At 38.6% G+C, this 13,106-nt stretch carries 11 protein-coding genes and 1 pseudogene; 9 read left to right on the top strand and 3 right to left on the bottom strand.

Annotated elements, in window-relative coordinates; translation table 11 throughout:
• Nucleotides 1-10: 10 nt before the first annotated feature.
• Nucleotides 11-1,485, bottom strand: a pseudogene (cls, locus tag BTV98_RS10115) (cardiolipin synthase).
• Nucleotides 1,486-1,850: 365 nt separating this feature from the next.
• On the opposite strand from cls, the gene BTV98_RS10110 reads away from it, so the two are divergent.
• The gene (locus BTV98_RS10110) at nt 1,851-3,374 is read left to right on the top strand and encodes a sodium:alanine symporter family protein (protein WP_075103528.1); all 1,524 of its coding nucleotides are present in this window, start codon (nt 1,851-1,853) and stop codon (nt 3,372-3,374) included.
• 187 nt (nt 3,375-3,561) lie between these two features.
• Here BTV98_RS10110 and BTV98_RS10105 read toward each other — a convergent pair whose 3' ends face one another.
• Entirely contained in the window at nt 3,562-3,864 is a 303-nt protein-coding gene (locus BTV98_RS10105; protein WP_143505734.1) for a hypothetical protein, read from the bottom strand.
• Nucleotides 3,865-4,309: 445 nt separating this feature from the next.
• Between BTV98_RS10105 and BTV98_RS10100 the strand changes: the two genes are divergently transcribed.
• Nucleotides 4,310-4,561, top strand: coding sequence for a hypothetical protein (locus tag BTV98_RS10100; RefSeq protein ID WP_058369654.1), 252 nt, complete (start codon nt 4,310-4,312; stop codon nt 4,559-4,561).
• Nucleotides 4,562-4,821: 260 nt separating this feature from the next.
• Nucleotides 4,822-5,067, top strand: coding sequence for a hypothetical protein (locus BTV98_RS10095; protein ID WP_058369653.1), 246 nt, complete (start codon nt 4,822-4,824; stop codon nt 5,065-5,067).
• Between the two features lie 94 nt (nt 5,068-5,161).
• Here the strand turns inward: BTV98_RS10095 and BTV98_RS10090 are convergent, their stop codons facing one another.
• Nucleotides 5,162-5,377, bottom strand: a complete 216-nt coding sequence (locus BTV98_RS10090; RefSeq protein ID WP_143505732.1) for a hypothetical protein — start codon at nt 5,375-5,377, stop codon at nt 5,162-5,164.
• Between the two features lie 441 nt (nt 5,378-5,818).
• Between BTV98_RS10090 and BTV98_RS10085 the strand changes: the two genes are divergently transcribed.
• The 6 genes from BTV98_RS10085 (at nt 5,819) to BTV98_RS10055 (ending at nt 13,104) form a co-directional block, all read left to right on the top strand.
• On the top strand, nt 5,819-6,763 hold the full coding sequence (locus BTV98_RS10085) for a DMT family transporter (RefSeq protein WP_058369651.1): 945 nt from the start codon (nt 5,819-5,821) through the stop codon (nt 6,761-6,763).
• A gap of 93 nt (nt 6,764-6,856) precedes the next feature.
• Nucleotides 6,857-7,270 (top strand): PaaI family thioesterase, encoded by a 414-nt coding sequence (locus tag BTV98_RS10080; protein WP_058369650.1) that lies wholly within the window; start codon nt 6,857-6,859, stop codon nt 7,268-7,270.
• 865 nt (nt 7,271-8,135) lie between these two features.
• On the top strand, nt 8,136-8,321 hold the full coding sequence (locus BTV98_RS10070) for a hypothetical protein (RefSeq protein WP_075103526.1): 186 nt from the start codon (nt 8,136-8,138) through the stop codon (nt 8,319-8,321).
• A gap of 40 nt (nt 8,322-8,361) precedes the next feature.
• Complete coding sequence (locus BTV98_RS10065; protein WP_075103525.1) at nt 8,362-10,158, top strand: N-6 DNA methylase; 1,797 nt, start codon at nt 8,362-8,364, stop codon at nt 10,156-10,158.
• Nucleotides 10,159-10,294: 136 nt separating this feature from the next.
• Nucleotides 10,295-11,875 (top strand): class I SAM-dependent DNA methyltransferase, encoded by a 1,581-nt coding sequence (locus tag BTV98_RS10060; RefSeq protein WP_075103524.1) that lies wholly within the window; start codon nt 10,295-10,297, stop codon nt 11,873-11,875.
• The gene (locus BTV98_RS10055; protein ID WP_075103523.1) at nt 11,872-13,104 is read left to right on the top strand and encodes a restriction endonuclease subunit S; all 1,233 of its coding nucleotides are present in this window, start codon (nt 11,872-11,874) and stop codon (nt 13,102-13,104) included. The genes BTV98_RS10060 and BTV98_RS10055 overlap by 4 nt, the downstream gene beginning before the upstream one ends.
• Nucleotides 13,105-13,106: the final 2 nt, after the last annotated feature.

Genomic DNA, 13,106 nt, shown 5'->3' with positions numbered 1-13,106 from the left:
ATTAGTCAATTTATAATATAGGTCCCATGGTAGCGACGATATTATTCCAAATCCGATAAGGCAGCGGCCAGTCTTTGACTTGTTTAAGCTGTACCTCATCAGAATCAGCGATATACTGGTTTTGGCGCTCGATAATATCAGCAGTTAGCGCTGTATCACTAAACACAATATTGTTTTCATAATTCAAATCAAAGCTACGAAGATCCAAGTTGGTCGAGCCAATTAAGCTGATGTTACCATCAACAGTCAAAGTTTTAGCGTGCAGCAAACCTGGCCTATATTCATAGATTTTTACCCCTGCTTGTAGTAACTGCGACTGGTCGCTGCTACTACCAATGAGTCATTGTGTTTTGGGAAAATCATCGTGACCTCTACCCCGCGATAGGCCGTCGCGCATAAAATACTGACTAGCGAATAATCTGGTACAAAATAAGGGGTAGAGATAATTAAGGTGTGCTGAGCTTGACTGATAAGGGCACCTAAAAACTGCGGGGTTGAGCCATGTTGCTGAGTCGGTCCATCTGCAAAGACTTGCGCGGCAAAACTATTTTGTTTTGAATCTTCCTGATACTCAAGATAAGACTCGTTACTGGTTTTAGTATGAGATTCAGTATAATAAGGAAAACTGTCAAAAGGAGTATCTGGGTTTTCAATCAACCAGTCGCTCGCAAACAGCATTTGATTTTGTGCAACCACAGGTCCTTCAACTCGTAGCATAATGTCTATCCATGGTGCAAATTTTGGCTTTACTCGAAACTCAGGATCCGCACAGTTGCGACTACCAGAGTAGCCAATCTTCCCGTCTATGACTGTGATTTTACGGTGATTACGCAAATCAATACGGCTAAATAGTAGTACCTTTATTGGATTGTTAATCGGCAAGGCAACGCTGACTTGTACGCCAGCATCCTTCATTTCTTGCCATATCTTGGAGCCAACCATTTTGCGTGAACCCATTCCATCGACCATTGCCCGGCAAGTAACCCCTCGCTTAGCAGCACGTATCAGGGCTTTAGCGGTATCAACTCCCATTCCGTCAATGAGCCAAATATAATACAGTACATGAATATGATCGGTCGCTGCATCGAAATCTGCAATCATACGCTGACGTGTATCGGCTGCATCTTTCATCAGCTCAGCCCGATTGCCTAAGGTGGTATGAAAGCCTGTGATATTGGCTGAATAGGCAAAGGCAGCTCGGTATTCCGGTTTGACAGCCTCTGTTAGCGCGCCCTTGCAGCCGAGTACTTCAGGGTTATTGTGATGCAGATCGTCAATGATTTTTTTATAATGCTGTGCAAAGCCATTTCCTAAATGGACTTCACCGAACATCCAGTAGACAACCACGCCAATGTATGGCAGCACGAACAAAACAACCAACCAAGCAAGCCTAGCTGGTGACGTTAATTCAGGACGTGAAAGTACTCGTAAAGATATGATCAGTAATAATATAAAGTGAATAACGAGTAAAATATCCAATACCATAGAGCAATCCGTTGTTATTGTTTTTGAAAGCGTTGTCGAGTTGAGTGGGGTGTTTAGTATAACTTACTCCAAACATTGGTGTGGTTAGCAAATGGTTAAGGCAGTAGGCTTGTTGCATTAGATAGCGGCGAATGGAATATTTTAACGGTAAGAAATGCTATCGTCATGCGCATTTTTATGACATCAAACTTAAATATATGCTAATTCAAACACAATCGTTGAAAAAACTGTCTAGTAATTATTTTAAATCTATGCCAAATTGCAGTCTCTTTACGGTATGAAAAGTCTACGATTAAATAAAAAGCCAAACAAATCACTACTGCCGTTATATTTATATTTGTAGCAACAGTATTAGGAACAGATACATGGAAGATTTCGTCAATACAATAAACGGCATCATTTGGAGCTCAGCGCTAATCTACTTGTGCTTAGGAGCAGGTTTATTCTTCTCGATAGTGACACGGTTTGCACAAGTACGTCTCTTTGGAGAGATGTTACGTCTCATATTCAAAGGCAAAGCAAGTCGTAATGGTATCTCTTCCTTTCAGGCATTGACCTTGTCGTTAGCGGGACGTGTAGGGATGGGCAACATAGCAGGCGTGGCAGCGGCTATTGGCTTTGGTGGACCAGGTGCTGTGTTTTGGATGTGGGTAGTCGGATTCTTAGGCGCGACTACGGCTTATATTGAATCAACACTAGCACAGATATATAAAGAACAAGATGCGACTACGGGAGAGTATCGTGGTGGTCCGGCTTACTATTTTGAAAAGGCACTGGGACAACGCTGGTACGGTATCGTTTTTGCGATTGCTGCTATCACCGCTTTAAGTATATTTTTACCCGGCATTCAAACAAATGGCGTGGTCAATGCTGTCACACAGGTGATGGGTGAGGGGACTACGCTAAACATCTTAGGCACAGACGTCAGTAGCATGAGACTTGGGGCAATAGCGCTAATCCTTATTGTCTTTGGCATTATCATCTTTGGCGGTATTAAGCGTATTGCAACGTTTACCGAAATTGTCGTACCGTTTATGGCAATCGGCTATATTGTCTTAGCTTTAATAATCATGCTCATCAATTTTGAGCTGATTCCGCAAGTATTTGGGCTAATCATTGGTGACGCTTTTACCGCTCAGGCAGGACTGGGAGCCGCCCTCGGTTGGGGTGTCAAACGCGGTGTCTACTCAAGTGAAGCCGGTCAAGGTACGACTCCTCATGCTGCCGCTGCTGCTGAGGTCGATCATCCAGCGCAGCAAGGATTGGTACAATCATTTTCTGTCTATATCGATACCTTGTTGGTTTGCTCAGCAACGGCTTTTATGATTTTGACAATGGGAACCTATAATATTCAAGGAACGTTGCCTGAGGGTCAATATCTTGTACAAAACGTCATGGCAGGTACTGAAATCAACTCTCCTGCTTTTACGCAGTTGGCAATGGAGTCAGTCTATGGCGCATTTGGTAATACGTTTATTGCTGTTGCCGTCTTCTTTTTTGCTTTTACTACCATTTTAGCCAATTATTATATTGCTGAAGTCAATGTCGCCTATCTGACACGCTCTATTAGTCCTAGGGTCAATAGAATAGGATTATTCTTAGTTAAAATATTGACGATGTCGATGATTGCGTATGGTGGACTCAATTCGGCCGGCTACATCTGGGCGGTTGGCGATATTGGCGTTGGTCTGATTGCATGGTTAAATATCGTTGGCATCTTGCTGATCTTTTTCATAGCACGTCCTGCATTTAAGGCGCTTAAAGATTATGAGACCCAGCGTAAAGCAGGGGTGTCTCGCTATACGTTTGATCCTAACAAACTGGGTATTAAAAACGCCCTGTACTGGGAAGAGCGGCGCTCAAAAGAACAATTAAATGCTAAAGATTAATTCATAAACAAACAACATCGATAGATACTATAGATAGCAACATTGTTAGGTAAATAAAATTGCCATGCGTTTGCCTGAGACAAAGCAAAATATAATTAATTTTAAAATAAAGAGGCAGACAACTGTGTAACCTTGTATGCCTCTTTAGTTGTTATGCTCGATTGGTTATTTACTACTCAATTGCCATTTATTGTAAGCCCTCAGCATCTGTTTTATCGATATATGTGTTCTCAGCAGAGTCAGTTGCCATCTCTTCGGTATTTGTTTTATCAGGCATAGTATTGTCTATAAGTTCGGATGGCTCCTCGGTGACACTTTCTTCTTTAGTCATCGCTGACGTCTCTACGTTAGCAGTAGACTGATCTACTGCTACAGTGTCATTGGCCTCTTCTGTTTCACTACTACAAGCGCTCATTCCTACAACTGTAGCAACAAGTGCTATTCCTAGTAGCCGTGTGATTCCTCTCGATTTTAGTAATATATGTCTCATTCTAGACTCCTTAAATAAGTGATGTCTGATTTTTATTAATAGACTCATATCGAGTTGATATCACTACCAATCTAAACTTAAGTAATGGCTGTCAATAGGAGTGTTTTGTCTGTTTTTATTGTCTATTTATTAAAATTAATAAACTTATTGGTTTTCTGTACCCACATCTAAAGGTTGAAAGACGGCAAGAACTTCCCTAAGGTGTACTGCTCTTAATAGAAATTGTCTATATAGATAAGTCGTATCTATACGTTAATAATTAATTTGTTTAAGCGTTTATATTTAAGTATCTATATTTTTTAATTATCTGCTTAAGCTTTGTATAGTTAATGTGAGTGTATCTAAAAAACTAAGACACAAAAGTGAACATTCTATAAACATAAATCGATATTACAAAAGGTATGCTTAGAAATAACGACGATTGTCCATTAATAAGGATATATGTATGAACAATAATTTAATAGGTAGTGATCTAGCACGTGCAATGTTAAGTCGCGGTAATAAGCAAGTATGGTGCGCAGTAAGTAATGATAGTGATGGACAAGCTCTGACTGCTATTAATGAAGCTGACTATAGCTGCATCTATCCTATTGTTACCTATACAAATGACTATTTTATTTGTAATGAAGGAAAACCATGGAAGTATGCTGTTCCTGTTCGTAGAGTTGAGATGAGTCAAAACGAGATAGGATTTTGAGTAATATTGATTCAATAATCGTAGCCACAACTACAAACAACCGTTCGAACCAAAGAAAGGACCATTTATACAATTATAAATAGATAAAAGAAACAATAACTTATAACATTCAAATTCAATATATCTATAATACTGTTATATTAAATATTCTTTATATAAAGTATTTTTAGGTGTGCTTAACTACTTAGGTTGATAAAAGTATTAAACCACAGAGTATTTTAGTGTTTAATAACCCTAACCTGTAATTAGGAGGAATTAGAATGTATCAAGAATTAACTGGTAGTGAACTAACACGTGCAATGTTGGATCGTGGTGACACACAAATATGGTGTGCAGTGAGTGATAATAGTGACGAAGAAGCTATGTCAGATCAAGTCGACAACGACTTTACAGCTCGCATTATGTCTTTTGATGACAAGGGTTTTTATTGTACGGCTGGTATGGCATGGTTATTCGCGGTACCTATCAAGATTAGTCCACTGACACAGGATGAGGCAGGGTTTTAAGACTCTTATATCTTCATTAACCAATCAGGGAGTGATGGTTAATAAGTTTAATCATTGTAGCAAAGCAACCGCTATACAATGATATGCAAATTTATCAAAACTCTGAGAGTTTTTTTTGTATTGAATCGATGACGTCCAATTGCATTCTGTCATAATCACCAATCCAAACCTCTTCTCCTTCTTCAGTCACCTCCTTTAATGATTTAAAACGATTAATCAGATCTCGTTGAAAGTTACTCAATGAAGTATGTATTAAAGATACTTCATGATCAGTGAGTGATATGCCATGTACCCTTTTTTCCATTGCCATACATCCTTTTTTCATCGTTAATATCCATAAAAACGAATATACACGATAAGAATAAAAATGCAAACTATAGTTTATTAATATATCTATTGTCAACAAAGTTTGTGACAGTTGTTATAGGTATTTTAATATATAAATAAACGACTTAAAACCTTTATATGGGGGATAGCGACTTAGATGTTAAAAAATAATTATTAGCATATCAGTGGTGGGTAATTAGATAATAGTTAGCTAATAATGACCATGAATATTACAGGGCCAAGTCGTATTTTAAAAAAATTAACTATTTTAAGATATCTATGAATATAGATGTGCTAATTAATGATAGGCCTTAATAGAGAGAAGTAAAATATTCATTGTATTGGTTTTTACTTGGTTGTTATTCAGGTAAAGTTTTAACGATCATTGATTAATCAAGTATGTTTCAAGTGAGTAGGATAAACGATGAATGAATACAGGCAACAAGGAATATCACATACTCAGCCCAAATGGATTATTCCTCTAGTATGCCTGTTAGCTGGCGGTGTGTTAATAGGAGTGTCTACCAATTTAGCGAAATACGCAAACGTCATTAATTTGACGCCGTTGGCTTTTTTGTTTTGGTCAATCACAGGGGCCGCAATTATTTTATTCATCATCGCTTTTATAAGAAATGAGCTACCGCCTTTAAATAAACACAGTTTTGAGTATTACTTGGTGGCAGCGTTGGTAAGCGTTGCAGGATCCAATCTAATCTTTTTTTCAGCCATTCCACACGTTGGTGCAAGTTTTGTCGCTCTGATTATTGCTCTGCCGCCACTGCTTACTTATCTTGGTGCTCTAGTGCTGCGGATAGAGCGCTTTAATGCGCTCCGTGCTATTGGAGTTGTGGCAGCACTTTTGGGTGTGGGTGTGTTGGCAGCACGCAAGTTCTCTACACCAGATGCCAGTGTATTTTGGATTTTATTGGCGCTTTGTGGACCAGTTTTGCTTGCCATCGGCAATCTTTATCGTACCTTACGCTGGCCAGATAACGCATCTCCTAGCTCACTTGCCCCAGGCATGCTCATTGCCGCTGCAATAATGCTTGGCATTGTCAGCATGTTGTCTAACTTTTCAATTATTGTACCGCTAACAGAATCTAAGTCGCTTTGGTTAATCGCTATCCAAGCATTAATCTTTGCTGGCCAATTTTTACTGCTGTTTTTGCTACAAAAAACGGGCGGTCCAGTTTTATTGAGCTTATTAGGCGCAGTAGGAGCGATCGTTGGCGTCCCTGTTGCTATTCTTCTGCAAGGTGAAGCACCGCCAGAGGGGTTGTTATTGGGCGCCTCTCTAATTGCGCTTGGTGTCGCGCTTGTTACCTGGGGCGGTGTGACAATAGCGAAGACATCGACAACAGATAGTTAAGTGTAATGATCTAAAAATTTGTTATGATGATTGAGAAAAGTAACGTTCAGATAAAGACAGAAAGGTAATAAAAATCAAACTCAAGGAAGATATATGTCTGCAACCAAAGAAGAGATTGTCGCTTTTATAACATCGGAGTTTCCCCAAACCAAATGCATTATTGAAGCAGTAGATGATAAAGGGGCAACTTTAGCACATGACATCGGTATAGACGAGCTGCGTCCTGGTGGTACGGTCTCTGGGCCAGTACTGATGAGTATCGCTGATGTCGCCATTTATGTGGCGATACTAGGCAAAATAGGTATTGTCCCGCTGACTGTAACGACGAGCCTTACCATTAACTTTTTACGCAAACCCTCAGCCCAAGCGCGTATTATTGCCGAGTGTAAATTGTTAAAAGTAGGGCGCACACTAATAGTAGGTGAGGTCTCTTTGTATTCAGAAGGTTCTAGCGATATGGTAGCTCATGTAGTTGGCACATATTCTGTACCGCCTCAGCTTAACTAAATGACTTTTATGAGCAGCTTAATGTAAAAGGTCTTGATGATATCAAGCAGAAAGGAATAGTAAGAACAAAGGCTGGATAAAATAGAATAAGATTGGCGGTGAAGGAGGAAGTCTAACTATATGTTTAAGTTATTGATATAGATGTATTTAATATACTGTAGCTAATTATTAGACCATCAAATAGACCAACAGCTTCACAGTATTGGAGGCAAGGCAGATAATGGGATTTTCTCTCGATTAATTGTATCAAGATATTTCCAATCAACTATTTAATTTCAAACATATATTATCACCAAAAAACCATTTCTAGTATATCTATTTTTCTACCTCATTGCTTAATACTATTTACTACCGCCTTAAGCAACCCAAGAGACCTTCTGACAAAGAAGCACGTCTAATTCTTACTGTGCATGCAAATAATGATATGTTTTTCTTATAAATATAAAGCGATAAAATCACCCTTGTCTACTAAATACTTCTCCAAACGTACCCTCTCATAATCTAGGTAATACCCTGTACAGCCTTGCTTGATAACTGAAGATAAGCCTATTGACAGAGTTATAAAGCCACCAATATCTAAAAAATTATATATAAAATATAAAAATATTATATCAATACTATTTACATTATTGAATTTATATGAGACACTACTTGCATCAAATAATGATCGCAAGGAAATTCTTATGAAAGCTTCAACGCATTTAGTATCGAGGATGGGTCAACGGGCTATAGGTAAAGCCGAACTAGATATTGTTATGGCTTTTGGAGAAGTAAACGGGGATAAGGTCATTGTGAACAAGCGACGCGCAAAAGAACTACTCGTAGAATTCGAGTTTCTTCTAGCGTGTAAAAAGGAGAGAGTAAGATGAAACTAAGCTGTTATGAGAAAATAAGTTCTGGCGCAGATCTTAATGTCAAAGAGATTCAAGCGGCTATTAAGACACTGAAGAATATCTTAAAAAAAGGTGGAGTCGTCGTCGTTTCTGAAAATGACACATTGATTACTACCTATAACTTAGACAGCTATGATCGAAGACTTGCTTTTAAATAGCATGTCTTTCAACACTAAAAATTAAAGGTAATTTCATCTTATGCAAAAATATAAAACTAAAGAGCTGGTCATAAGCTTATATGATCTAATGCATCAATATGGTATTAGAAGACACAATGAAAACGAAATCGCACTGAAGCTAGCGGCTATTTTAGTGTTATCAAAAGAAGGTAAGCTTCCGAAGGGTTTAAAGCTAAGTCAAAGTTTAGCGGAATATAAAGGCGAGTGGCTAGCGCTTGTGGAGGCTCTCAAAGCAAGTGAGGATAGCCAGATACAGCGAGTTTTCTCACACGATAATGCTCTAGAGGATCTGCCATTACCATTTCTTCATAGCGCGATAAATACGTTGTTGAAGTATGAAGACATCACTCTAGAAAGCCCAGCAGTTGATTCAATCAGAACAATAATTTCAAACTTCACCTCCTCGACTAATGAAGGTTTTGCAGACTTCAGCGTATACCTGCTAGCAAATGCTTTATTAGGTGATAAAAGTGGTAAGACAACCTATCTAATGTCACCTGCTTCACTTCCTCTAGTTACTATAATTAGCGAAGAGTCTGAAAGCGTTTATTATGAGACAATCAATCAGTCAGGAATGATAGCAGATGCTTTATCATTGATGAGCGAAAATGAGTTTGAGGTAACGTATTCTGATGCATTAGATAAACCTAGTTATACAAAGTCCAAGAACGAATTAGAGACTTTTGATTATGGTATCAGCTTCTCACCAATGGGCGTAACAGTACCAAAGCATATCTCTGATAATATTGATACTTACGATCGATTTATCATACCAACTAAGAAAGTAGAATCAGCTAATATCTTACATTTGCTTAAACAATGCCGTGAAACCGTCATTGTCTCAGTAACTGAAGGGTTTTTATATTCCACTATGGAAAAAGACTTAAGAGAGCATTTAGTTGCTAACGGTATGCTCAAAGCAGTCATATCTTTACCGTCAGGGATCTGGACAGGAACTGCTGTAAAGACATCGTTATTAATCATTGAGCCAAATGGTCATAACCAATCGGTAAGATTTATAGATGTAACTGGTGAAGCGTTCATTAAAAAGACAACCAGACGACTACTTAGCTTAAGAAATATAGATATTATTTTAGAGTATTTAGCATCTAATGAGCAGCTAGATAGCGCAATTTCAGTACCAGTGTTCGCAATTCAAGAAAATGACTATCATTTGAATATCGGACGTTACCTGTTGGATCCAGAAGAAAAGACTGTTGATAAAATTCTTAGCGAGTCAACGACAGCCACTCTTGATAGTATCGTTCGTTTTGAGCGCGGCTTATCTGTTAAGCCAGATGAAGGTGACTATACTGTCTTAGAAGTGGGCGCTAGTGAACTAAACGACATTGGTGATATCTCTACACCAACTAAAAAGGCTTACATATCAGAGTCAGAGCGTGCGAAGAACCAATCAGGTTTTTTACAGCCAAATGATATAATTTTCATTCTAAAAGGTTCTGCTGGTAAGCTTGGTATTGTTCCCGAAGATGTACCAACAACAGGTGATGGATGTTGGATGGTAAACCGATCAGCGATAGTGATAAGGACAACTTCTGACAAAATGAATCCAAAGGTTTTATATGCTTATCTAAAATCGCATATTGGGCAAACTCAAATTGCTAGCCTAGTTAAAGGGGCTACTATACCCAATATATCATTAAAAGAGCTCAAGCAGATACCTGTTATAGTACCGTCTGATGATGAGCAAGAACAGGCAATTGAGTGTGTAGATAAGAGCCGAGAGACTCAGCAAACCATCCAAAAGCTAGTATTAGAGCAGCAAGCACGACAAGATCAGCTTTGGAAACTCTAAAATTCAAATCATACTGTCCAAGCTAGTGCGATAGAAAGTATGCTGATGTGGTTTTAACTTTCATAATCAGCTTACCTTTTATAGTGCAATATATAAGCAGTAATCATTCAAATATAGATTAGGAAAATAACCGTTCATGGATATCTCAATCAAAGAGCTCGAAAGCGACTTATGGGGCGCAGCTGATAATTTACGTGCGAATTCAACGCTGACCGCTGCTGAATACAAAGACCCTATATTAGGCTTGGTATTTTTACGGTTTGTACAGAATCGCTATGAAGACGCCAAGGTCAATATTGAAGAGTCGTTACCTATCAACCCTCGTACTGGTCAAAAGCGCGAAGTAACCAAAGACGATTTTGTCGCCGCAGGGTCTATTTTGCTGCCTGAAAAAGCAAAATATGACTATCTTGCAGCGTTACCTGAAAGTGAGAATATCGCTGAAGCTATCAACAATGCGATGAAGCTCATCGAACAAGAATACCCTTCTTTAGTAGGTATACTGCCAAAAAACTATCAAGCATTTGATAGTAAGTTATTGCGTGACCTTGTGCGTGTATTCAATAAGGATGCAGTGAAAAAAGCTAAAGGAGACGTTTTTGGTCGTATTTATGAGTTCTTTTTGATGAAGTTCTCCATGCAAGGTGCGGGCGCACAAGAAGGTGGCGAGTTCTTTACACCGCCATCACTGGTTAATCTAATCGTTAACTTTATACAGCCAGACCATGGTGTCGTTCATGATCCAGCTTGTGGCTCTGGTGGTATGTTCGTACAGACAGCTCACTTTATTCGAGATCATAACCCAGACAAAAGCGTCAATAAAGCCATCACGGTATACGGTACAGAGCTTAAGAATAATAATACTAAGCTAGCTAAGATGAACCTTGCTGTCCATGGCATTGAAGGCGCTATTATTGAGAGCAATAGTTTTTATACCAATCCGCATAACCTCACTGGTAAATGTGATTTTGTGATGGCAAACCCACCATTCAACGTGAGCGGTATCGATGGTAAGAATAAGTTTCTAACAGAAGATGCTCGCTTGCCGTTTGGCGCACCGTTGACTAAAGGCGGAACGATAGGTAACGGTAACTATTTATGGATTCAGTACTTTCACAGTTATCTGAATGAGTCAGGTCGGGCAGGCTTTGTCATGGCATCGTCAGCAACTGACGCAGGTCATGCTGAAAAGCTAATACGTCAAAAGCTAATAGAAACGGGCGACGTAGAATGTATTGTCTCTATCGCCAACAATTTCTTTTATACCCGATCATTGCCATGTCATGTGTGGTTCTTTAATAAAGATAAGAAGGCGGAAAATAAAGACAAAATCTTAATGATCGATGCGCGCAACACTTATCGTAAGGTCAGTAGTACGATTCAAGATTTCAGTGAGGATCAATTAGAGGGTCTAACCGCCCTTATCAACGCATTTCGTGGTGATGATCTTGGCATTAGTAAAGAAAATGAGTGGTTTGCTGAACATTTCCCTGATGGCACGTATGCTGATGTCGAGGGGTTATGCAAGGTAGTAGACTTAGATGATTTAAAAGAGCAAGACTATAGCCTGACTCCAGGTCGCTATGTGGGCGTAAATATCGACATCGATATGGATTTTGACTATAAAGGACGTATGACTGAGATCCGCTCAGAGCTTAGCAGTCTAAATGAAGAAGCAGTTGAGCTTATGAAAAAGATTCAAGGGGTTGAGCTGTGAAGGAAGACTGGAGAGAATATACTATAGATGACGTTGCTAAAATTATTAATGGCTATGCTTTCAAATCAAAAGATTTTATCAGTTCAGGTGTACCTATTATTAAGATTAAAAGTCTAAAAGACAAAGTGCTTGTCATTGATAATGGAGACTTCGTTGATAAAGATTTTTTAAAGTTAAACGAAAAGTATCATATTCAATATGATGACTTTGTAATTGCTATGACTGGTTCACATATAACGCTTCCTTCATCAGCAGTTGGAAGAGTCGCTAAATCAAGGCACAAAGAAAAACTTTTACTTAATCAGCGTGTTGGAAAATTCAAAGTAAAAAATAAGATCTGCGATCATAATTTTTTATATTACTTCTTAACAACAGATCATTTTTTTCAAAATGTAGGGTTGCGTGCCAAAGGTGCTGGAAACCAAGCGAATATAAGTAATAGAGATATAGGTAGTATCAAAATTCATCTTCCACCTTTGCCAACCCAACAGAAAATTGCCGACATTTTATCTGCCTATGATGACTTAATCGAAAACAATATAAAGCGTATCGAGCTATTAGAAGAGCAAGCACAGCTCATCTATGAAGAATGGTTTGTGCGTATGAAGTTTCCTAATCATGAAAATACTAAAATCGATGCAGAGACAGGTTTACTCAATGGGTGGACGAATACAACGTTAGTAGAAATAGCAAAAGTTAACGCTAACAGTATTTCGTCAAGTTTTGATGAAGATATTGAATACATCGATATATCAAGCGTTTCTACAAAAAGTATAGACCATACAACCAAGTACCCAATCAAAGAAGCCCCTGGTCGAGCCAAAAGAATAATTACTCATGGTGATATTATTTGGTCATGTGTACGTCCAAATAGAAAGTCTTATGCTGTGATTTGGAACCCAGAAGAAAATACTATCGCATCGACGGGTTTTACAGTTGTTAGTCCAACTGAAGTTCCAACCTCGTTTCTTTATCAAGTCTTAGGTACAGAACAATTTATAGCTTATCTTACTAATAGAGCGACAGGCGCAGCTTATCCAGCCGTGAAGTCGATAGACTTTAAAGAGTATGTTATTAGTTTGCCACCCAAATCATTAATCGATAAGTTCGATGCACAAACTAAGGACTATCTGGATGTGATCTGGAACCTTAAGCAACAAAATGAAAAGCTTAAAGAAGCCAGAGACATCCTCTTACCACGTTTGATGATGGGTATTATCGAAGTATAAAA

The organism is Psychrobacter sp. Cmf 22.2, assembly GCF_001921745.1.
Taxonomy (GTDB): Bacteria; Pseudomonadota; Gammaproteobacteria; order Pseudomonadales; family Moraxellaceae; genus Psychrobacter.
Note: the sequence above shows the minus strand (reverse complement) of the source record. Positions and strands in the feature narration are given on the sequence as shown.

What these genes read in the sequence shown, in the direction of transcription:
- BTV98_RS10110 (WP_075103528.1), top strand. Translation starts at nt 1,851, where the DNA reads ATGGAAGATTTCGTCAATACAATAAACGGCATCATTTGGAGCTCAGCG.
- BTV98_RS10105 (WP_143505734.1), bottom strand. Translation starts at nt 3,864, where the DNA reads ATGAGACATATATTACTAAAATCGAGAGGAATCACACGGCTACTAGGA.
- BTV98_RS10100 (WP_058369654.1), top strand. Translation starts at nt 4,310, where the DNA reads ATGAACAATAATTTAATAGGTAGTGATCTAGCACGTGCAATGTTAAGT.
- BTV98_RS10095 (WP_058369653.1), top strand. Translation starts at nt 4,822, where the DNA reads ATGTATCAAGAATTAACTGGTAGTGAACTAACACGTGCAATGTTGGAT.
- BTV98_RS10090 (WP_143505732.1), bottom strand. Translation starts at nt 5,377, where the DNA reads ATGGCAATGGAAAAAAGGGTACATGGCATATCACTCACTGATCATGAA.
- BTV98_RS10085 (WP_058369651.1), top strand. Translation starts at nt 5,819, where the DNA reads ATGAATGAATACAGGCAACAAGGAATATCACATACTCAGCCCAAATGG.
- BTV98_RS10080 (WP_058369650.1), top strand. Translation starts at nt 6,857, where the DNA reads ATGTCTGCAACCAAAGAAGAGATTGTCGCTTTTATAACATCGGAGTTT.
- BTV98_RS10070 (WP_075103526.1), top strand. Translation starts at nt 8,136, where the DNA reads ATGAAACTAAGCTGTTATGAGAAAATAAGTTCTGGCGCAGATCTTAAT.
- BTV98_RS10065 (WP_075103525.1), top strand. Translation starts at nt 8,362, where the DNA reads ATGCAAAAATATAAAACTAAAGAGCTGGTCATAAGCTTATATGATCTA.
- BTV98_RS10060 (WP_075103524.1), top strand. Translation starts at nt 10,295, where the DNA reads ATGGATATCTCAATCAAAGAGCTCGAAAGCGACTTATGGGGCGCAGCT.